The sequence below is a fragment of the Pseudomonas sp. R37(2017) genome, assembly GCF_002113375.1.
Lineage (GTDB): Bacteria > Pseudomonadota > Gammaproteobacteria > Pseudomonadales > Pseudomonadaceae > Aquipseudomonas.
In genome coordinates this window covers 14,393-34,102 of record NZ_NEHO01000029.1, presented here as the reverse complement: position 1 = coordinate 34,102, position 19,710 = coordinate 14,393, and the positions used below count along the sequence as shown (strand labels likewise).

Genomic DNA, 19,710 nt, shown 5'->3' with positions numbered 1-19,710 from the left:
ACACCCCCACTCAGACGCCGGATAGATGAAAGCAAGCCAAACACAACATCAAAAACAGTATTGCAGAAAAGGGGGTAACCATAGATGTAGGAGCGAGCAAGCTCCGGGCGGCGTTCCGACGATGGGCGTTAACGATGACGCTGGACGCCTGACACCCCGCGGCGTTCTCGAGTCCATCGCGAGCGTGCTCGCTCCTACAGGGGATCTGTGGCCAACAGCCAACTTTTGCATGACAGACATCTAACTGTAGGAGCGAGCAGGCTCGCGATGGTGGTTAACGATGATGCTGGACGCCTGACACCCCGCGGTGTTCTTGAGTCCATCGCGAGCGTGCTCGCTCCTACAGGGGATCTGTGGCCAACAGCCAACTTTTGCATGACAGACATCTAACTGTAGGAGCGAGCATGCTCGCGATGGGCGTTAACGATGACGCTGGACGCCTGACACCCCGCGGTGTTCTTGAGTCCATCGCGAGCGTGCTCGCTCCTACAGGGGATCTGTGGCCAACAGCCAACTTTTGCATGACAGACATCTAACTGTAGGAGCGAGCACGCTCCGGGCGGCGTTCCGACGATGGTGGTTAACGATGACGCTGGACGCCTGACACCCCGCGGTGTTCTCGAGTCCATCGCGAGCGTGCTCGCTCCTACAGAGATCTGCGAGCCATTGACAGCGTCGATAGTCACCATCATTTCAATGAAGTTCTCTTAAAAAATCCCCGGCGTAACATCTGCTCCATACCAACCCATCAGCACCCCGGAGCACACCATCATGAAACGCCAGACCCTCCTCAGCATCGCTTTCTCGGTTTTCGCAGTTAACGCTTTCGCCGCTACCTCTGTTCAACCTGTGGTCGCTGAAGGCGGTTCGGATCGCCTGATTGAAAGCCGTGTGGCCGAGGGTGGTTCCGATCGCCTGATCGAAAACCGCGTTGCCGCCGATGGTTCCGACAAGTTGATGCAGAACCGCGTCGCCGAAGGCGGCTCCGACAAGCTCCTGCAAAACCGCGTCGCCGAAGGCGGCTCCGACAAGCTCCTGCAAAACCGCGTCGCCGAAGGCGGCTCCGACAAGCTCCTGCGAAACCGCGTCGCCGAAGGCGGCTCCGACAAGCTCCTGCAAAACCGCGTCGCTGAAGGCGGTTCGGATCGTCTGATCGAAAGCCGCGCTGTCTGAATGCAGTGCTTTACCGCAGGACCCAATGAAAAGCCCGGCCTCGACAGCCGGGCTTTTTCGTAGGGGTCATCCATACGTCTGTTGTTCATGGGCTTTCGCGTATCGCGCCAGGCCAATCTTGATGCCCACCAGCATGGGCGCGGCAAAGACAAACAGCAGGGCCACGGCGAAAAAGGCCGTATCGAAGGCAATCACCGTCGCCTGACCTGACACGGCTTTGCCCAGCAGACTTGTGGCCGCCCGGCCAGCGGCTGCCTGATCCATGCCCTTGCCTGCCAGCATCGCGGTTGTAGACATCAACCGATCGATGAGCGCCTGTCCCCCTGGGGTGACATTGGCACCGAGGACCACGCCATTACTGACAACGTGATGGTCGATCAGGGTCTGTAGCCCGGCGACGCCCATCAAGCCACCCAACTGGCGCCCCGTATTGAACAGGCCGATACCGCTGGCCAGGTTGCGGCTGTTGAGTTGGCTGAAGGCGATCAGGGTGATCGACAGGAACAGGAAGCCAAGGCCCAGTCCGCGCAACAGGATGGCCGCCATCATGTCGTCGGCGCCGCTTTCGCCGGTGGAGCCGGACAGCATCCACATCGCCGCCATGATCAGCAGGATGCCCAAAGGCACGGTCGCCACAGGCGGCACGCGGCGAACCTTGAACAGATAGGCGGCGACGAGCAGCGAGCCGACAAAAAATCCGCCACTGGGCAACAGGAGCAGGCCGGCATCGGTCGGCGTGAATGCGAGCACCGACAGGGCGAACGCCGGGATCAGGTACGCGCTGCCGAACAAGGCCGCGCCGGCGACAAAACTGACGCAAAAGGCAAAGGTGAAATCGCTTGATTTGAACAGGCTGAAGTCGAGCAGCCCCCGGCCATTGGCCAGGACCTGTTGGCCGAGAAAGGCCAGCAGCGCAGCGCCACCGATCACCGTCAGCATCAGGATGCGCGGTTCCTCGAACCAGTCCCAGCGGCTGCCCTGGCTGAGCACCCAGGTGAAACAGAACAGGGCCGCAGAGAGCAACGCGAACCCGAGCCGGTCAAACGAAGGTGGCCGGACCCGGGCGGGCATGGGGTGATCGGCGATGAGCAAGAGGCCCACCGCGGCCAGGGCCAGCGGCACCACACTGAAGAAAATCCAGGTCCAGGACTGGCTGTCGATCAACCACCCTTGCAGCGCCGGTGCGAGGGTCGCGGACGCAACCACGGCCGCCATGGCGAACAGGGCTTGCAGGATCGGCTGGAGGGTGCGCGGATAACCGCGAAAAATCAGCGCCTGACCCGCCACCAGCAAAGCACCGCCGGCGAAGCCTTGCAGGATGCGCAGTGCGATCAGCAGCTCCAGCCTGGCGGTAACGGCAGCCATGCAACATGCCAGGCCCATGGCCAGGGTGGCGCCGATGATCACGCTACGCGCCGAAAACCGCTGCATCAGCCAAGGGGCGAGCATGAAACCGACCAATTTGAGCGCGATGTAGCCGACATCCAGCCAGGCGAACTCGTCCGGCGTGGCATAGGTGTCGCCGATGATGTCGCCTCGACCGAGGGCCAGCACGGTGCTGGCGATCGCTTCCGTCAACGCCGCCAGCACGATGCCCGCGATGAGCAGGATGCCGGTGGTCGGTCTGGCGCGGCTCATGAGCCGGCCCCTGGCGAGACTTCCACCCGCGCGGACAGGCCCGGCACGATGCGCCCCGGCAGCGGATTGGCAGCCAGGCGAATCTTCACCGGAACGCGCTGCACGACACGCACGAAGTTGCCGGTGGCGTTGTCGGGCGGCAGCAGGCTGAACGCCGAACCACTGCCCGGTGCAAAGCTGTCGACCACACCATCGAGTGCCGCATCGGGGTAGCCGTCGACCGTGACGCGCACAGGCTGACCGGGACGAATGTGTTCAAGCTGGGTTTCCTTGAAGTTCGCCACGATCCACACATCGTTGACCGGCACGATATCGAGCAGGGAAACGCCCGGCGTGACGAAGCGGCCGAGACGAACCTGACGGTTACCGACCACGCCATCCACAGGTGCGTGTACCACGGTGTGCTCCAGCTCGATCCGGGCGAGATCGCGCGCGGCCTGTGCTTGCGACACGGCAGCCACGGCAGCCTCGCGCTCGGCGACAAACACCGTGATGCGCTGCTCTTGCGCCTCGACCGTCGCCGAAGCGGCCGACACCGAAGCTACGGCCCTGGATTGCGCGGTGCCGGTTTCATCGACCAGGGCCTGGCTGACCGCATTGCTGACGATCAGTTTGCGACTGCGGTCGTAGGTCTTGGCCGCCAGGCTCATGTCGGCGGTGGCCGAGCGCCGTTGCGCTTCGGCCTGCCTGATCAGGGCATGTTGAAGCTGGATCTGCGCATCGACATGGGTCAGGCGCGCCTGGGCGGCACTGACATTGGCCTCGGCTTGCGCGAGTCTGGCGCGATAGTCGCGGTCATCGATACGAAACAGCACATCCCCCGCGTGCACGGCCTGGTTGTCCTCGACCTCGATCGCCGTGACATAACCGGCGACCTTGGCGGCCAGCGAGGTGACGTCCCCGCGCACATACGCGTTGTCGGTCGAGGTCACGCCACTGGAAAACGCCATGGCGCCCCAAACCGCCACGACCATCAAGGCCATGACGCACAGCAACAGGCCGAGGGTCTTGCGCTTGCTGCGCCGCGTCTCGACCACAGGCATTGCGCTACTGGCGCCGGTGGCAATGGCGGCCTTGTCCTGGAGCGAGTTCATTTTTCGTATCCTGTTCAGTACCAAGAACCCTGACAGCCGGGCGGCAGGGTCTACCGCCCGGCTGTCGAGCCTTCATGAGCGCGTTGACCGGCTCACGGTTTGATCGGTGTCACGAGCACTTTTTCGTCGGTGTCGAGGACGAACACCGCCAACAGGCGTGCCGGTTGGGTGTCGCTGGCGTTGGCGCTGACCAGATGCACGGAACCTGGCTCCTCTACGAAGTTTTCGCCGACGTGGTAGATCTTTTCAGGCTGGCCTTTGACCTGGATGCGGAACGAGCCCTCCAGCACCGTTGCATAGATGAAGGCCGTTTTCGGGTGCGTGTGGGCCGGCGACGCGGCGCCCGGCCCATACTCGACGACCACGCCCCGCATGCTCTTGCCCGGGATGTTGGGAATGGGACGGTCGAACACCACCGTCACCTTGCCGGGGGGTGGTTCGGCGGCCGATGCGGCGCTGATCGAGAGCGCGGCGAAGACCGCGGCCATTAGCAATCGGGTAACCATGGGATTTCTCCTGGGTAGGGAAAGGTGAGGTGCGATCCGTTACTGCGCGGTCGACCGGGCCAACCAGTCGTCGAAGCGGATCGCACCCAGGCGGGCGTTCTTTGCGGTGACCAGCGACTGGTCGTTGAGCACCGCACCGAAGTAGCGCGCATGCACATCCGGCACGACCTTGCGGTTGTCCTGGGTCGCTTTCAGATAACGCCTGGCCAGTTCGTCGATCGGCATGGTCTCCGGGCCACCCACTTCAACCGTGCCATTGAGCGCTGCCGCCAGCACGACATCGGCCAGTGCCGCTACCACGTCGTCGGACGCTATCGGTTGGATCAGCGCCGGCGAAGCATGGATTTCCTCGCCAACGGCGAACGACTGGACAATGCCGCCGGCAAACTCGGAGAACTGCGTGGCACGCACAATGCTGTATGGCATGCCGGACGCCTTGATAAGGGCCTCCTGCGCGACCTTGGCGCGGAAATAGCCGGTATCGGGCAGCCGTTCGCTGCCGACAATCGACAGGGCGACATGATGACCAACCCCGGCAGCCGCTTCGGCAGCCAGCAGGTTACGGCTCGACGTTTCAAAGAAATCGAGAACGGCCTGGTCTTCCCACGACGGCGCGTTCGCCACGTCGACCACCACATCGGCACCATCCATCGCTTCGGCCAGGCCTTCGCGGGTGATGCTGTTCACGCCCGTGCTGGGGCTGGCGGCGAGCGCCTCATGGCCGCGCTCGCGCAGGGTGTTCACAAGTTTCGATCCGATGAGGCCGGAGCCTCCGATGACGACGATCTTCATGACTGTTCTCCACTGGTCGACTGCAACCATTGCGTCGGTGTAGAGAGATTGCCTGCCTGCACCGGGCAAGTCCTTGCACCGGGCTTGGGTTTACCTTGGCGAACGCTTGGATTTATGTCCAAGGCGGTCGGGCTGCCGTATGATCTCCCCCTGTTACCAACCGCCAGCCGCCTCGAACACGGAGTTGAGGGCGCTTCGTCAGGGGATGCTCAACTTGCCATTCGCGTTTGAAGACTACGTACTCGATCAGGAGCGTCGGGAGCTGACCCTGCGCGGGCAGGTCGTGGCCGTCGGCCCGCAGGTCTTCGACCTGTTGCTGCTGTTCGTCACCAACCCCGACCGCGTCGTCAGCAAGGACGAATTGCTCAAGGCGGTATGGGGTGAACGGATCGTTTCGGAATCGACGGTCACCAGCCACATCAATGCGGTGCGCAAGGCCATCGGTGACACCGGTGAGGAGCAGCGCCTGGTGCGCACTGTCGCCCGCAAGGGCTACCGCTTCGTGGGCCGGATCAATGGCGACATGACCGGGCAAGCGCAACAGCCTGAGATCGATGAGGGTTCGACTGCCGCATCGAATCCAATCCCCTCCTCTACCCTCGTCCTGCCGGAAAAACCCTCGATCACCGTCCTGCCTTTCCAGAACCTGAGCGGCGACCCGGAGCAGGAATACTTCGCAGACGGCATAGTGGAAGACATCATCGCCGCCCTGTCGCGTATCCGCTGGCTGTTCGTGATCGCACGCAATTCGAGCTTCACCTACAAGGGCCAGGCGGTGGACGCCCAGGGCGTTGGCCAGGCGCTGGGGGTTCGCTACGTACTCGAAGGCAGCGTGCGAAAGTGCGGGAACAAGGTGCGCATAACCGGACAATTGATCGACGCGACGAGCGGGACGCACATCTGGGCGGAGCGCTTCGAAGGCCTGCTCGACGATATCTTCGAGCTGCAGGACCAAGTCACCGAAAGCGTTGTCGGTGCAATCGCGCCACAACTGGAACGGGCGGAAATCGAACGCGCCAAGCGCAAGCCGACGGAAAGCCTGGACGCCTACGACTATTACCTGCGCGCCATGGCAAAACTGCACAGCGGCAGCCGGGAAGCCATCGAGCAGGCGCTGCCGATGTTCTACAAGGCCATCGAACTCGACGCGGAATTTTCCTCGGCCTATGGCATGGCCGCCTGGTGCCATTTCTGGCGCAAGATCAATGGCTGGATGTCCGATCAACCTGCGGAAATCGCCGAGGGCATACGGCTGGCGCGCCTGGCGGTGACCCTCGGCCGCGAGGATGCCGTCGCGCTGACCCGCGGCGGACATGCCCTGGCTCATCTTGCCGGCGAAGTCGACGCCGGTATCGCCCTGCTCGACAGGGCCCGCCTGCTCAATCCCAACCTCGCCCCCGCCTGGTTTCTGGGCGGTATCCTGCGGGCGCTGCACGGTGAAACAGACGCCGCCATCGAGCATCTGAACCATGCCGTTCGCTTGAGTCCGCTGGACCCGGAAATGTTCAGGATGCAGGTGGGGATGGCGCTCGCGCTGTTCTTCGCCGGGCACTTCAATGACGCGGCGGACTGGGCGGAAAAGGCCCTGGGCAACCTGCCCAGCCTGCTGGTTGCGGCGGCATTGGTGGCGGCCAGTCATGCGCTCGGCGATCGAATGGATAAAGCGAGTCTGGCGATGCAACGCCTGCAAAAGCTCGACCCCTCTTTGCGCCTGTGCACCCTCAAGGACTGGCTGCCAATCCAGCGACCCGAAGACTTCGCCCGCCTCGTCGATGGCCTGCGCCTGGCAGGCTTGCCAGAGTAAGAACGCCCCGCCTTGCCCGTACCTGCACCTGCACCTGCACCTGCACCTGCACCTGTAGGAGCGAGCATGCTCGCGATGGACGCAAGAGCGCCGCGTTCAGCCAGTAATCACGCGTTATCGTTGACGACCATCGCGAGCATGCTCGCTCCTACAAGGAGCACAGTTGCAACAGTAGGCTAAGCTTTGAGCAACTCGTTGCTCATGATGCTCGGTTCTGCAGGTTTTGGATGTTTCTGGAGAGCGTCTGCAACAGCGATCTCAGACTGGCCCAAACCTTTCACGCAGGATCGACGTGATGACAGAGCCCCTCCTCAGCTTTGATGCACTCAAGCGCGCCGCTGCCGCCGGCGAAATCGACACCGTGCTGGTCTGCATGGTCGACATGCAGGGCCGACTGGTCGGCAAGCGCTTCCAGGTCGAGTTCTTCATCGACAGCGGCCACGAAGAAACCCACTGCTGCAATTACCTGTTGGCCGACGACATCGACATGGAGCCGGTGCCCGGTTACGCCGCGGCCAGTTGGAGCAAGGGCTACGGCGATTTCGTGCTCAAGCCGGACATGTCCACCCTGCGGCGCGTGCCCTGGCTGGAATGCACGGCCCTGGTGCTGTGCGACGTGCTCGATCACCACCACCGCCAGGACCTGCCCCCACAGCCCCCGGGCGATTCTGAAAAAACAGGTCGAGCGCCTGCGCGAGCGCGGCTATACCGGCATGTTTGCCTCCGAGCTCGAGTTCTATCTGTTCGACGAGAGTTACGAGACGATCCACAAGCGCAACTATCACAAACCGAAAACCGCCGGCCATTACATCGAGGACTACAACATCCTCCAGACCACCCGCGAAGAGCCGGTGCTGCGGGCGATTCGCAAGCATTTGCAGGCCTCGGGCATTCCCGTGGAAAACTCCAAGGGGGAATGGGGCCCGGGCCAGGAAGAAATCAACATCCGCTACGCCGATGCCATGACCATGGCCGACCACCACGTCATCATCAAGCATGCCTGCAAAGAGATCGCGCAGTTGCAGGGCAAGGCGATCACCTTCATGGCCAAGTGGCGCTACGATGCCGCCGGCTCCAGCAGCCATATCCATAATTCGCTGTGGGACAAGAACGCCAAAAAGCCGCTGTTCTTCGATGCCAAAGCCGAGTTCGGCATGTCGAAACTGATGCGTGCCTGGGTCGCCGGGCAGCTCAAATACGCCAACGACATCACCTGTTTCCTCGCGCCCTATATCAACTCCTACAAGCGCTTCCAGGCTGGCACTTTTGCGCCGACGCGGGCGGTGTGGAGCCGCGACAATCGCACCGCCGGCTTTCGCTTGTGTGCCGAAGGCAGCAAGTCGATCCGCATCGAATGCCGCATCGGCGGTGCCGACCTCAACCCCTACCTGGCCTTTGCCGCACTGATCGCGGCGGGCCTGGCGGGTATCGACGAGAAACTCGATCTCGCACCGCCGTTCGAAGGCGACGCCTACATGGATGAGCATTTGCCGGAAGTGTCCAAGACCCTGCGCGAGGCGAGCGCCGCCCTCAAGGCCTCCAGTATGTTGCGCGGAGCCTTTGGCGACGAAGTGGTCGACCATTACGTGCACACCGCCGAGTGGGAACAGAAAGAGTACGACCGGCGAATCACCGACTGGGAATTGCAGCGCGGCTTCGAGCGCTATTGAGAACATCATGACTGCGAAGGTTCAACTGATCTCCCCGGTCGACGGCCGGGTGTACGCCGAACGCGAGGTGGCCGATGCGGCGCAGGTCGAACAGGCGTTGACGGCCGCTGCCAGTGCACAAGCCTCATGGCAACGCCGCCCGCTGAGCGAACGCGCAGCGTTCTGCAGCGCCGCGGTGGACGCAATGCTGTCGATGCAGGCCGACATCGTGCCGGAACTGGCCTGGCAGATGGGCCGTCCGGTGCGTTTTGGCGCCGGCGAGCTGCGCGGCTTTGCCGAACGCGCCCGGCACATGATCGCCATCGCGCCGCAAGCCCTGGCCACAGTGGAGCCGGTGCCTGTGGCGGGGTTTCGGCGCTATATCAAACGCGAGCCGCTGGGCACGGTGCTGGTGATTGCCCCGTGGAACTACCCCTATCTGACAGCGGTGAACACCATCATTCCGGCACTGATGGCCGGCAACAGCGTGATCCTCAAGCACGCGTCGCAAACCCTGCTGGTGGGTGAGCGTTTCGCCGAGGCCATGGGTCGCGCAAAACTGCCTGAGGGGTTGTTCCAGAATCTGCTGCTCGACCATGTGTCGACCGGGGCGATCATTGCTGGCGGGCGCGTGCAGCAAGTTAACTTCACCGGCTCCGTGGAGGCCGGCAAAGTCATGGAAAGCGCCGCCGGCGGACAATTTCTCGGCATGGGCCTGGAGCTCGGCGGAAAAGACCCGGCCTATGTCCGCGCAGACGCCAACCTTGAACATGCCGTGGAAAATCTGGTGGACGGCAGCTTCTTCAATTCCGGGCAGAGTTGCTGCGCCGTGGAACGCATCTACGTCGACCGGAAAATCTTCCCGGTGTTTGTCCAGCGCTTCGCCGAACTGACCCGCCAGTACGTGCTGGGCAACCCGCTGGACAAGGCCACGACCCTCGGTCCGCTGGTGACACCGGGCGCCGCATTCTTCGTTCGTGGCCAGATCGCCGAAGCGCTGGCCCAGGGCGCGACGGCACTGATCGATGCCCGGTCCTTTCCCGCCGACGTGCCAGGCAGCGCCTACCTGGCGCCACAAGTGCTGGTGGACGTGGACCATCGAATGTCGGTCATGCGCGACGAAAGCTTTGGCCCGGTGGTCGGCATCATGCCGGTGGCCAGCGACGAAGAAGCCATCGCCTTGATGAACGACAGTGAGTTCGGGCTCAGCGCGTCCATCTGGACCCGCGACCTGGCGGCGGCCGAACGCCTGGGCAGCGAGATCGCCACCGGCACCCTGTTCATGAACCGCTGCGATTACCTGGACCCGGCACTGGCCTGGACCGGCGTGAAGAACAGCGGGCGCGGCGTCACTCTGTCGCCACTGGGCTACGAGCACCTGACCCGGGCCAAATCCTTTCATCTGCGTCACGAGGTGTAGACCATGAACCTGACAGGAAACTGGAACTACCCCACCAGCGTGCGGTTCGGTGTCGGGCGCATCGCCGAGTTGGCCGAGGTCTGCCGCAGCCAGGGTATCCAGCGCCCCTTGCTGGTGACCGACAGCGGCCTGGCGCGCGCGCCGATCACCACGGCGGCGCTGGACGCATTGCGGGCCGCCGGCCTTGGCGTGGCGCTGTTCTGTGACCTCAAGCCCAACCCGGTGGAAGCCAACCTTGCCGGCGGGCTCGAAGCCTGGCGCGAAGGCCAGCACGATGGCGTGATCGCTTTCGGCGGCGGCAGCGGCCTGGACATGGGCAAACTCATTGCCTTCATGAGCGGCCAGACTCGCCCGGTCTGGGATTTCGAAGACATCGGCGACTACTGGACCCGCGCCGACGACAGCCGCATCGCCCCGGTCATTGCCGTGCCGACCACGGCCGGGACAGGATCGGAAGTCGGTCGCGCGGCGGTGATCATCGACGAGCGCACCCACACCAAACGCATCATCTTCCACCCGAAAATGATGCCGCGCGTGGTGATCAGCGACCCGGCACTCACTGTCGGCATGCCGGCGAAAATCACCGCCGGCACCGGCATGGATGCCTTCGCCCACTGCCTGGAAGCGTACTGCGCCCCCGGCTTTCATCCGCTGGCCGATGGCATTGCCGTGGAAGGCATACGCCTGGTGGCCAACTCACTGGTGAAGGCGGTGCACACGCCGTCGGACCTCGAGGCGCGTGCGCAAATGCTCGCGGCGGCGGCGATGGGCGCCACGGCATTCCAGAAAGGCCTGGGCGGGATGCATGCGCTCTCGCATCCGGTGGGTGCGCTGTACGACACCCATCACGGCATGACCAACGCCACCTTCATGCCCTATGTCCTGCAGTTCAATCGCTCGGCCATCGAGGAACGCATCACCCGCCTGGCAGCCTACCTGCGCCTGCCCTCCCCGGGGTTCGACAGTTTCCAGGCCTTCGTCCTCAAATTGCGCAAGGACATCGGCGTGCCCCATACCCTGGTTGAACTGGGCGTGGACGACCGGCAGGCCGACCTGATCGCGGACATGGCGATTGTCGACCCCTCAGCCGGAGGCAACCCGTTGCCATTGACCAAGGACGGCGTGACCAGGATTTTCGACGCGGCACTCCACGGCCGTCTGTAGGAGCGAGCGCCCGCTTGCGGCAAGCTCGCGATGGTCGCCAACGATAACGCTGGATGCCTGACACCCCGCGGTGTTCAGTCGTCCATCGCGAGCTTGCTCGCTCCTACAGAAAACCAAGGTCGAGCCTACGGCGGCTCTGTTCGGCCTGTTCAAAACCTGCAAAGGGGCACACATGATGAACCCAGCAAGCCAGTCGGGCACCGACGCGCACGACGATGACGTCAAGGTGCTGCACAGCATGGGCTACGCCCAGCAACTCTCACGACGAATGGGGGTCTTCTCCAACTTCGCCATTTCCTTTTCGATCATCTGCATCCTCTCGGGCGGCATCAATTCGCTGGCCCAGGGCACCTCGGGCGCGGGGGGCATCTCCATCGGCATCGGCTGGCCGATCGGCTGCCTGATTTCCGGGGTGTTCGCCATGGCCATGGCGCAGATTTCCTCGGCCTACCCCACCGCTGGCGGCCTGTACCACTGGGGCTCGATCCTGGGTAACCGCTTCACTGGCTGGCTGACCGCGTGGTTCAACCTGCTGGGGCTGGTCACGGTGCTGGGGGCGATCAACGTCGGCACCTATTACTTCTTTTTCGGTGCCTTCGGACCGGCGCTGGGCATGGAGGACACGACCACGGTCCGGGTGATTTTCCTGGCGATCCTCACCGGCCTACAGGCCCTGTGCAACCACTTGGGCATCGGCCTGACGGCAAAGCTCACCGACTTCTCCGGTTACCTGATCTTCGCCACGGCGCTGGCACTGACCATCGTCTGCCTGATCTCGGCACCCAGCTACGAGTTCGCCCGGTTGTGGACCTTCAGCAACTATTCCGGCGAAGCGGGCGGCAGCGTCTGGCCGCAGGTCTCCAATGGCTGGATTTTCATGCTCGGCCTGCTGCTGCCGATCTACACCATCACCGGCTACGACGCCTCGGCGCATACCTCCGAGGAAACCCGCAATGCGGCCATGTCGGTGCCGCGCGGCATGGTCATGTCGGTGGTCTGGTCGTTGCTGTTCGGCTGGCTGATGCTCAGCGCGTTCGTGCTGATGCTGCCGAACATGGACGAGGCGGCCAAGCAAGGCTGGAACGTGTTTTTCTGGGCCATGAACACCCAGGTCAACCCGACCTTGAAGCTGGTGCTCTACGTGGCGATTTTCATCTCGCAGGTGCTCTGCGGGCTGGCCACGGTGACCTCGGTATCGCGGATGATCTTCGCGTTCTCACGGGACGGTGGCCTGCCCTGCTCGAAGGCCCTGGCCTCGGTTTCACCGACCTTCCGCAGCCCGGTGGCGGCCATCTGGACCGGTGCCACCCTGGCCGTACTGTTCGACTGGGGCTCGTCGGTGATCTCGGTCGGGGCAACACCGGTCTACACGATCGTGGTGTCCTGCACGGTGATCTTCCTGTTCTTCTCCTTCGCCATCCCCATCGTGCTCGGCCTGTTCACCTACGGGACGTCGAAGTGGCCGACCATGGGGCCGTGGAACATGGGGCGTTTCTGGTATTCGGTGTTCGCCATTCTCTCGATCCTGTCGATGATCATCATTTTCGTCATCGGCATCCAGCCACCGAACGATTGGGCGCTGTACATCACCATCGGTTTCCTGGTGCTGACGGCCATCGTCTGGTTCGGGTTTGAAGCCCGGCGTTTCCAGGGGCCGCCAGTGGGCGACATGATCGTCAAGCGCCAGGCTGAAATTGCCGCGGCCGAAGCCGCGTTGAACCGCAAGTAACCTGTAGGAGCGAGCAAGCTCGCGATGGCGGCGGGTCAGTGAACAAGATGTTGACTGACACTCCCTCATCGCGAGCATGCTCGCTCCTACAGAGTCCCGGTTTTTTTGCCCGCCGATGAATTATCCTGTGCCTCCCCGATTCCACCCCGGAGACACCTGTGCCCACCCTCACCGCCCGCGAGGTTTACCAGCAGTTGCGTGACGCCGCCCAGGGCATTCGCGCCTTCAAGCGTCTCGATGAACACAGCGCATCAGGCGATGTACAGGTCGACATCGATGGCTGGCGCCTGACGCTCGAGGTCGATGCCGGCCACTTGCGTCACTGCCTGCACGGCCAATGCCCCGATGGCCGCGAATATGCGTTCGACAACCGGCAGCGCTTCGGTACCGACCCGGTCAGTTTGCTCAGCACCTGGGAGCTGGCGCAGATTGAACGGCTGCTCGCCTGAGTCCTTCGCAACCTATCGTTCCTTGCCCGCACTTGTGATACACAGGCCGGAGTGATTTCTGCACCCAAGGAGATTCCGTCCATGCCCCGTTCCCCACACCTGCCGCTCTGGTTGGCCTGCACCCTGATCGGCTTGCTCGCTGGCGGTGTCCAGGCCAGCGCCACACCCCCGGCGCCCGATGCCTTGCAACCGCTGCTGGCAACGATGAATGAGCGGTTGTACATCAGTGAGCTGGTGGCGCTGACCAAGTGGGACAGCGGCAAGCCGATCCAGGACAACGCCCGAGAGGCGCAAGTCATTGCCAACGCCCGTGCGCAAGCCACCCAGCGCAAGCTCGACCCCGACGACGTCGCCGACTTCATCGCCGCCCAGATCGAAGCCAGCAAACTGGTGCAATACGGCCGGCTCGCGCAATGGCAAGCGGCGCACAAGGCACCGGACACGCCACGACCGGACCTCAAAAGCGACATCCGACCCAAGCTCGACACGCTGCAAGACCTGCTGCTTACGCAGTACGCCGCGTTCCTGCCCTACCGTAAAGACCCGAACTGCCCGCAATGGCTGGCCACCGAACGCTCCGCGTTGATCAAGGATTACCTGCATGGCCAGGCGATGATTCGTGCGACCGGAGAGCTGTGTATCGCTGGGCGATAACCTCAAATGAACCACACTGAAACCCTTGCCAAAATCCTCCTCGGCCCGTTGTTGCTGGTACAAGGCCTGTACACGCGACGGGTGACGCCGAAATTGCCGGAGGCCGAAGGTGAACGCCAGGGCGAGGCCGGCAGTGGCGAGACTCTGCGCTTGTTGATTGTCGGTGACAGCGCCGCTGCGGGCGTGGGCGCTGCGACTCAAGGTGAAGCCCTCTGCGGCCGGTTGGTCGAGCGCTTGGCCGAGGATTATCGGGTGGGGTGGAAACTCTGGGCGCGCTCCGGCCTGGATTCGCAAGGGTTGCTGGAGCTGCTCGAACAGCACACACCCGAACCGTTCGATGTGGCGCTGTTGTCGATCGGCGTCAACGATGTCACCAGCTCACTTGGCCTGGATCAGTGGCTCGCTCGGCAACGGCGCTTGATGGCGCTGTTGTGCGACAAATTCGCGGTGAGGCAGATTGTGCTATCGCCGCTGCCGCCGATGCACCTGTTCCCTGCCCTGCCGCAACCCTTGCGCTGGTTTCTGGGGTTCAGGGCCCGTCGCTTCAACGCACATTTGGCGGATCTGGCAGAGCGGGTGGATCAATGTACGATGCTGAGCACCCCACTGGCACCCGAACCGGGCCTGATGGCCAGCGATGGCTTTCATCCGGGGCCGATGCTTTACCATCAATGGGCCGGCGATGCCGCCCGGGCCATTGACCAACGCTTTCGCACCACAACAATAAAAACAGGAGTTGAAGATGACTGAGTTGAACCTTAACCCCAATGTCGCAGCGTCCCTGAAGCAGTGGCACGCGATGATCGGCGAACGCGACTTGAGCCGCCTGCCCGACATGCTCGATCCGCAGGCAGTGTTCCGTTCGCCGATGGCGCACAAGCCGTATCCGGGGGCACCGGTGGTGTCGATGATCCTCAACACGGTCGTGAACGTATTCGAGGATTTTGCCTATCACCGCGAACTGGCGACGGCGGATGGCTTGAATGTGATCCTCGAGTTCAGCGCCAAAGTCGGCGAGAAAGAGCTCAAGGGCATCGACATGATCCGCTTCAACGAACAGGGCAAGATTGTCGAGTTTGAAGTGATGGTGCGCCCGTTCACTGGCTTGCAGGCGTTGGGTGAGGAAATGGGACGGCGGTTGGGGGCTTACTTGAAGGCCAGCAAGGCCTGATACCTCTGAATCCCCCAAATCCTCTAAATCCTCTAAATCCTCTGTAGGAGCGAGCATGCTCGCGATGAGGGAGTGTCAGGCAACATCTCGTTAACTGACCCACCGCAATCGCGAGCATGCTCGCTCCTACAGGTTTTGTGCAGGACCTGAAATTGTCACGCCATCGGTTGATGGCTCGTCACGCAGTGAATGCCGCCTCCGCCCGCGGAGATGGCGTCGATGTTCAGTTGCACCACTTCACGGTCCGGGTAGAGTTCGGACAGCAGGTCGAAGGCCTTGGCATCCGCTTCCTTGTCGCCGAACTGCGGTGCGATGATCGCGCCATTGATCACGAAGTAGTTGATGTAGCCGGCGGCGAAGTCCTGGTTGTCCTTGCTGAAGTCGCTGTTGCGCGGCTTGAGCGGCGGCGACAGGGTATGCACCTGCAACTTGCGGCCATCGGCATCGGTAGCGTTTTCCAGGATGTCCAGGTGGGCGCGAGTGACCTTGTAGTCGTAGGACTCGGGGTCGTTGTCGAGGTTGGCGATGACCACGCCAGGCTTGACGAAGCGCGCATAGAAGTCGACGTGGGCGTCGGTGATGTCCTTGCCCTTGATACCCGGCAGCCAGATGATCTTGCGCAGGCCCAGGCGTTCCTTCAGTTCCGCTTCGACCTCGGCCTTGCTCCAGTCGGGATTGCGATTGCGGTTGATCCAGCTGCTTTCGGTCATGATCCCGGTGCCGTGGCCATCCACTTCGATGCCGCCACCCTCGCCCACCAGCTCACTGCGCTGGTAATCGGCCTTGGCGTTTTCCGCGACCAGCGCTGCCAGCTGCGCATCCTCTTCATGCTGCTGTTTGTTGCCCCAACCGTTGAAGTTGAAGTCCACGGCGCCGAGATCGCCGTTGCCGTCGACGACAAAATTGGCGCCGATGTCGCGCATCCAGATGTCGTCCAGCTCGGCGATCACAAAGGTGGTGTTGTGGCTGCCGCATTTGGCTTCGGCCAGGCGCCGTTCGCTCTGGCGACAGAACACGGTGACCGGCTCGTATTCGGCGATGGTACGGGCGATCAGGCCAAGGGCGTCTTGCACGTGGGGCGTGAAATCTTCCCAGATCGCGGCCTGCGCCCCAAAGGCGATGAAGGCCCGCTGGTGTTTGTCCCCTTCATCGGGCATGTACCAATTGCCTTTGCCGGCCGCTCGCGCCGGCATGGACACCAGGCCCAATTCCATGGACGCCATCGCACCCAATCCGGCGACGACTGATACCTGCTTGATGAATGTTCGACGTGTCGGCATGTGTTTTCCTGAAATCCGGGGTGTGGCCGGCCCTCGGGCCGACCGGTGATCATTTGACGGTAGCGGTCTTGAACTTGGTCCAGGTGCGCATGCGTGCCCGCATGTCGGCCTGGGGAATGTCCTTGCCGGGAATCAGCCGCGCGTAGGTGGCTTCATCGAGGTAGATGTCCGGGTTGTTGCGCATCGCCGCATCGACGTCCGGCCGCGCCTTGGCGTTGGAGGTCGGATAGCCGGTGAAGTTGCTGATGGCCGCCATGTTTTGCGGACGCATGACGAAGTTGATGAAAGCGTAGGCGTATTCCGGGTGCTGGGCGTCGACGGGAATGGCCATGGTGTCCATCCACACCGTGGTGCCTTCGCGGGGAATGCGGTAGTGGAAGGTGGTTTTCTTGCCGGCGCTGTCGGACGTGCGCTGCGCCTGGGTCATGTCGCCGCTGTAACCGAGGGACATGCACAGGTTGCCGTTGACCAGATCGGTCACCGGTTGCGACTGGAACTTGCGGATGTACGGCCGTGCCTTCATCAGCAACTCGCTGGCCGCCGCCAGGTCCGCCGGTTTGGCGCTGCGCGGATCGCGGCCGAGGTAGTTGAGCACCACCGCCAGCACTTCGTCCGGCGAGTCGATCATCGAGATGCCACAGTCGGCAAACTTCGCCGCCAGTTCCGGCTTGAACAGCATGTCCAGGCTGTTGACCGGCGCATCCGGCGCACGCTGGGCAATCTGCTCGGCATTGTAGGTCAGGCCGATGGTGCCCCAGGTGTACGGGACCGTGGCTTTGCTTGAATGCTCATAGTGCGAGCGCAGCTTCTGCAAGCCGGGCTCGACGTCGGCCAGCGCAGTGATTTTCGACTGATCCAGCGGTTGCAGGCTGCCGGCGCGCATCAGGCGTTCGGCCACGGTGTCGCCGGGGAAGATCAGGTCGTAGCCACTGCCACCGGCGAGCATTTTCGCTTCCAGGGTTTCGCTGCCGTCCATGACGTCGTAGATCACCTTGATCCCGGTTTCAGCGGTGAACTTGCTGAGGGTGTCCTCGGCAAAATAATCGGCCCAGTTGTACAGCCGCAGGGTTTTCTCCTCGGCGTGCAACGCCGGCACCGCGCAGCCCAGCGCAAGCCCCATGGCCAGGCACAGCGTGTTGATCGTATTCATGTCACACCCCTTGGGTTGCCCAGTGTGAGTGGATCTGCCGACCGTCCTGGGTCAGCAAGGCGCCGTACATGTCCGGACGGCGGTCGCGGTAGATGCCCCAGGTCAGACGGTCTTCGCGCATCGCCGCCAGGTCCAGGCTGTGCACCAGTACGCCGGTGCTGTCGCGGTCGGCTTCGGCGAGCAATTTGCCCTTGTGGTTGCAGATGAACGACGAGCCGTAGAAGCTCATTTGCAGGGTCGGGTCGGTGGTCGCCGCTTCCCGGCCGACGCGGTTTGATGCGACCACCGGCAGCAGGTTGGCGGCGGCGTGGCCGCGCATGGTCATCTGCCAGTGATCGCGGGAATCGAGCGTGGCGCAACCGGGCTCCGAGCCGATGGCGGTCGGGAATAGCAGCACTTCGGCGCCCATCAAGGCCAGGCAACGCGCGGTTTCCGGGAACCATTGGTCCCAGCAGATGCCCACGCCGATGCGCCCGAACGCGGTGTCCCAGACCCGGAAACCGCTGTCGCCGGGGCTGAAGTATTCCTTCTCCTGATAGCCGATGGCGTTGGGGATGTGGGTCTTGCGGTACACACCCGACAGGCGACCGTCGGCGTCGGCCACGCTCAACGAATTGAAGTAGGCGTTACCGGCTTTCTCGTACCAGCTCAGCGGCAGCACCACGCCGAGTTCCTTAGCCAAGGCGGCGAAGCGCTTGAGCACGTGGCTGTCGCCATATTCCTCGGCCAGCGCCAGGTGTTTGTGGTGCTGTTCGATGCAGAAGTACGGCGTGGCGAACAGCTCCTGCAACAGGATCACCTGCGCGCCCTTGGCCGCCGCTTCGCGGACCAATTGCTCGGCCTGGTCGAGGTTGTGATTCAGGTCCCAGGTGCAGGGCATCTGGGTGGCGGCGATAGTGAGTAAGGTCATGGCTTCAACCCCGCACCGGCCAGGCTGGCTGTTGCTGGGTGATGCAGTGCACACCGCCGCCGCCATGGGCCAGATGGTTGATTCGCACCGGCACTATTTCGCGTCCGGGGAATGCCTGCGCCAGCACTTCGGCAGCGACGTTATCGGCATCGATGCCATAAGCCGGCATGATGATCGCGCCGTTGGCGATGTAGAAATTGGTGTAGGAGGCGCAGAACACTTCGGCCTCGGTGTCCACCGCATCGCTGGCTTCATAGAGTTCGATCAGCTCGAACCTGCGGCCCCTGGCATCGGTGGCCAGCTCCAGGGCGCGGCGGTTCTCCCGGGCCACTTCGGCGTACACCGATTGCTTGTCATGGGTGGCGTCCACCAGCAACACGCCGGGACGGGCAAAGGCGCATACGCCGTCGACGTGGCCGTCGGTCATGTCGCCGGTGACGTAGTCCGGATCGCCCGGCAGCCAGATGGTTTTCTTCACGCCCAGCAGGCGGGTGAAGATCTCTTCGATCTCGGCCTTGGTCACCCCCGGATTGCGGTTGGGGTTGAGCAACACCGACTCGGTGGTGATCAGCGTGCCCTCGCCGTCCACATGAATCGCGCCGCCCTCGTTGCTCAGCGCCGTGCCGAAACACTCCAGGCCCAGATGATTGAGCGCACGGCGGGCCAGGCTTTCGTCCAGATCGTGGGCCGACTTGCCACCCCAGGCATTGAAGCGCCAACTGACACCGGCCAGGCCTTGCTGCGGGTGGCAAACGAAGCTCGGGCCGGAATCACGGCACCAGCTGTCGTTGACCGCCAGTTCGATCAACTCGATGTTCGGCCCGCACAGCGCCTTGGCGCTGGCGACGGCTGAAGGATCGACCACCAGTTTCACCCGCTCGAAACGGGCGATGGCGTTGGCGACCCGGGCGAAGTCCTCTTGAACCTGTGGCAGGGTCACCCGCCAGCCTGACTCCCATAGGGTCTTGTTGTGCGGCCAGACCATCCAGGTGGCGGCGTGGGTGACCCACTCGGCCGGCATCATCCAACCACTGTCTTGAATTTCGTTCTGTTGCATGACAAGCACCTCTGAATTAAGTCATTGTGTTCAATGAAAACGGCCTTGGCGGTCTTGGCATGCATGCTAC

17 protein-coding genes and 1 pseudogene are annotated in these 19,710 nt (G+C 62.9%); 10 read left to right on the top strand and 8 right to left on the bottom strand.

Annotated elements, in window-relative coordinates:
• The first annotated feature begins 771 nt into the window (after positions 1–771).
• Complete coding sequence (locus tag CAG47_RS26845; protein WP_085729301.1) at positions 772–1,173, top strand: hypothetical protein; 402 nt, start codon at positions 772–774, stop codon at positions 1,171–1,173.
• Between the two features lie 66 nt (positions 1,174–1,239).
• Here the strand turns inward: CAG47_RS26845 and CAG47_RS26840 are convergent, their stop codons facing one another.
• The 4 genes from CAG47_RS26840 to CAG47_RS26825 all read right to left on the bottom strand — a co-directional run bounded on the left by CAG47_RS26840 (position 1,240) and on the right by CAG47_RS26825 (position 5,203).
• Entirely contained in the window at positions 1,240–2,811 is a 1,572-nt protein-coding gene (locus CAG47_RS26840) for a DHA2 family efflux MFS transporter permease subunit (protein WP_085729297.1), read from the bottom strand.
• Positions 2,808–3,905 carry an HlyD family secretion protein gene (locus tag CAG47_RS26835; protein ID WP_085729295.1) on the bottom strand — a complete coding sequence of 366 codons (1,098 nt, stop codon included), beginning with the start codon at positions 3,903–3,905 and terminating at the stop codon, positions 2,808–2,810. The genes CAG47_RS26840 and CAG47_RS26835 overlap by 4 nt, the downstream gene beginning before the upstream one ends.
• 92 nt (positions 3,906–3,997) lie before the next feature.
• Positions 3,998–4,411, bottom strand: a complete 414-nt coding sequence (locus tag CAG47_RS26830; RefSeq protein ID WP_085729293.1) for a cupin domain-containing protein — start codon at positions 4,409–4,411, stop codon at positions 3,998–4,000.
• Between the two features lie 39 nt (positions 4,412–4,450).
• The gene (locus CAG47_RS26825) at positions 4,451–5,203 is read right to left on the bottom strand and encodes an SDR family oxidoreductase (protein ID WP_085729291.1); all 753 of its coding nucleotides are present in this window, start codon (positions 5,201–5,203) and stop codon (positions 4,451–4,453) included.
• Between the two features lie 214 nt (positions 5,204–5,417).
• On the opposite strand from CAG47_RS26825, the gene CAG47_RS26820 reads away from it, so the two are divergent.
• From CAG47_RS26820 to CAG47_RS26780, 9 genes and pseudogenes are all read left to right on the top strand, one after another.
• A complete protein-coding gene (locus CAG47_RS26820; protein ID WP_085729305.1) occupies positions 5,418–7,007 on the top strand; it encodes a winged helix-turn-helix domain-containing tetratricopeptide repeat protein in 1,590 nt (529 codons plus the stop codon).
• A 295-nt stretch (positions 7,008–7,302) separates the two neighbouring features.
• Positions 7,303–8,677: pseudogene (locus CAG47_RS26815) on the top strand (glutamine synthetase family protein).
• Positions 8,678–8,684: 7 nt separating this feature from the next.
• Positions 8,685–10,076, top strand: a complete 1,392-nt coding sequence (locus tag CAG47_RS26810; protein ID WP_085729289.1) for an aldehyde dehydrogenase family protein — start codon at positions 8,685–8,687, stop codon at positions 10,074–10,076.
• Positions 10,077–10,079: 3 nt separating this feature from the next.
• Positions 10,080–11,240, top strand: coding sequence for an iron-containing alcohol dehydrogenase (locus tag CAG47_RS26805; RefSeq protein ID WP_085729287.1), 1,161 nt, complete (start codon positions 10,080–10,082; stop codon positions 11,238–11,240).
• A gap of 175 nt (positions 11,241–11,415) precedes the next feature.
• The gene (locus CAG47_RS26800; RefSeq protein WP_085729303.1) at positions 11,416–12,969 is read left to right on the top strand and encodes an amino acid permease; all 1,554 of its coding nucleotides are present in this window, start codon (positions 11,416–11,418) and stop codon (positions 12,967–12,969) included.
• Between the two features lie 158 nt (positions 12,970–13,127).
• The gene (locus CAG47_RS26795; protein WP_085729285.1) at positions 13,128–13,418 is read left to right on the top strand and encodes a hypothetical protein; all 291 of its coding nucleotides are present in this window, start codon (positions 13,128–13,130) and stop codon (positions 13,416–13,418) included.
• Between the two features lie 81 nt (positions 13,419–13,499).
• Entirely contained in the window at positions 13,500–14,072 is a 573-nt protein-coding gene (locus CAG47_RS26790) for a chorismate mutase (RefSeq protein ID WP_085729283.1), read from the top strand.
• A gap of 6 nt (positions 14,073–14,078) precedes the next feature.
• Positions 14,079–14,822: an SGNH/GDSL hydrolase family protein gene (locus tag CAG47_RS26785; RefSeq protein ID WP_085729281.1), complete on the top strand. Its 744-nt coding sequence runs from the start codon at positions 14,079–14,081 to the stop codon at positions 14,820–14,822.
• On the top strand, positions 14,815–15,243 hold the full coding sequence (locus CAG47_RS26780) for a nuclear transport factor 2 family protein (RefSeq protein ID WP_085729279.1): 429 nt from the start codon (positions 14,815–14,817) through the stop codon (positions 15,241–15,243). The genes CAG47_RS26785 and CAG47_RS26780 overlap by 8 nt, the downstream gene beginning before the upstream one ends.
• A 155-nt stretch (positions 15,244–15,398) precedes the next feature.
• Here the strand turns inward: CAG47_RS26780 and CAG47_RS26775 are convergent, their stop codons facing one another.
• From CAG47_RS26775 to CAG47_RS26760, 4 genes are read right to left on the bottom strand one after another with little or no spacing between them, the layout of a single operon-like run.
• Complete coding sequence (locus CAG47_RS26775) at positions 15,399–16,523, bottom strand: agmatine/peptidylarginine deiminase (protein ID WP_085729277.1); 1,125 nt, start codon at positions 16,521–16,523, stop codon at positions 15,399–15,401.
• 49 nt (positions 16,524–16,572) lie between these two features.
• On the bottom strand, positions 16,573–17,673 hold the full coding sequence (locus tag CAG47_RS26770) for an extracellular solute-binding protein (RefSeq protein WP_085729275.1): 1,101 nt from the start codon (positions 17,671–17,673) through the stop codon (positions 16,573–16,575).
• A 1-nt stretch (position 17,674) separates the two neighbouring features.
• The gene (aguB, locus tag CAG47_RS26765) at positions 17,675–18,583 is read right to left on the bottom strand and encodes an N-carbamoylputrescine amidase (protein ID WP_085729273.1); all 909 of its coding nucleotides are present in this window, start codon (positions 18,581–18,583) and stop codon (positions 17,675–17,677) included.
• A gap of 4 nt (positions 18,584–18,587) precedes the next feature.
• On the bottom strand, positions 18,588–19,640 hold the full coding sequence (locus CAG47_RS26760) for an agmatine/peptidylarginine deiminase (RefSeq protein WP_085729271.1): 1,053 nt from the start codon (positions 19,638–19,640) through the stop codon (positions 18,588–18,590).
• Positions 19,641–19,710 lie beyond the last annotated feature (70 nt).

Excerpts from the sequence above, each read along its gene's own strand:
- CAG47_RS26845 (WP_085729301.1), top strand. The coding sequence starts at position 772 with ATGAAACGCCAGACCCTCCTCAGCATCGCTTTCTCGGTTTTCGCAGTT.
- CAG47_RS26840 (WP_085729297.1), bottom strand. The coding sequence starts at position 2,811 with ATGAGCCGCGCCAGACCGACCACCGGCATCCTGCTCATCGCGGGCATC.
- CAG47_RS26835 (WP_085729295.1), bottom strand. The coding sequence starts at position 3,905 with ATGAACTCGCTCCAGGACAAGGCCGCCATTGCCACCGGCGCCAGTAGC.
- CAG47_RS26830 (WP_085729293.1), bottom strand. The coding sequence starts at position 4,411 with ATGGTTACCCGATTGCTAATGGCCGCGGTCTTCGCCGCGCTCTCGATC.
- CAG47_RS26825 (WP_085729291.1), bottom strand. The coding sequence starts at position 5,203 with ATGAAGATCGTCGTCATCGGAGGCTCCGGCCTCATCGGATCGAAACTT.
- CAG47_RS26810 (WP_085729289.1), top strand. The coding sequence starts at position 8,685 with ATGACTGCGAAGGTTCAACTGATCTCCCCGGTCGACGGCCGGGTGTAC.
- CAG47_RS26805 (WP_085729287.1), top strand. The coding sequence starts at position 10,080 with ATGAACCTGACAGGAAACTGGAACTACCCCACCAGCGTGCGGTTCGGT.
- CAG47_RS26800 (WP_085729303.1), top strand. The coding sequence starts at position 11,416 with ATGAACCCAGCAAGCCAGTCGGGCACCGACGCGCACGACGATGACGTC.
- CAG47_RS26790 (WP_085729283.1), top strand. The coding sequence starts at position 13,500 with ATGCCCCGTTCCCCACACCTGCCGCTCTGGTTGGCCTGCACCCTGATC.
- CAG47_RS26785 (WP_085729281.1), top strand. The coding sequence starts at position 14,079 with ATGAACCACACTGAAACCCTTGCCAAAATCCTCCTCGGCCCGTTGTTG.
- CAG47_RS26780 (WP_085729279.1), top strand. The coding sequence starts at position 14,815 with ATGACTGAGTTGAACCTTAACCCCAATGTCGCAGCGTCCCTGAAGCAG.
- CAG47_RS26775 (WP_085729277.1), bottom strand. The coding sequence starts at position 16,523 with ATGCCGACACGTCGAACATTCATCAAGCAGGTATCAGTCGTCGCCGGA.
- CAG47_RS26770 (WP_085729275.1), bottom strand. The coding sequence starts at position 17,673 with ATGAATACGATCAACACGCTGTGCCTGGCCATGGGGCTTGCGCTGGGC.
- aguB (WP_085729273.1), bottom strand. The coding sequence starts at position 18,583 with ATGACCTTACTCACTATCGCCGCCACCCAGATGCCCTGCACCTGGGAC.
- CAG47_RS26760 (WP_085729271.1), bottom strand. The coding sequence starts at position 19,640 with ATGCAACAGAACGAAATTCAAGACAGTGGTTGGATGATGCCGGCCGAG.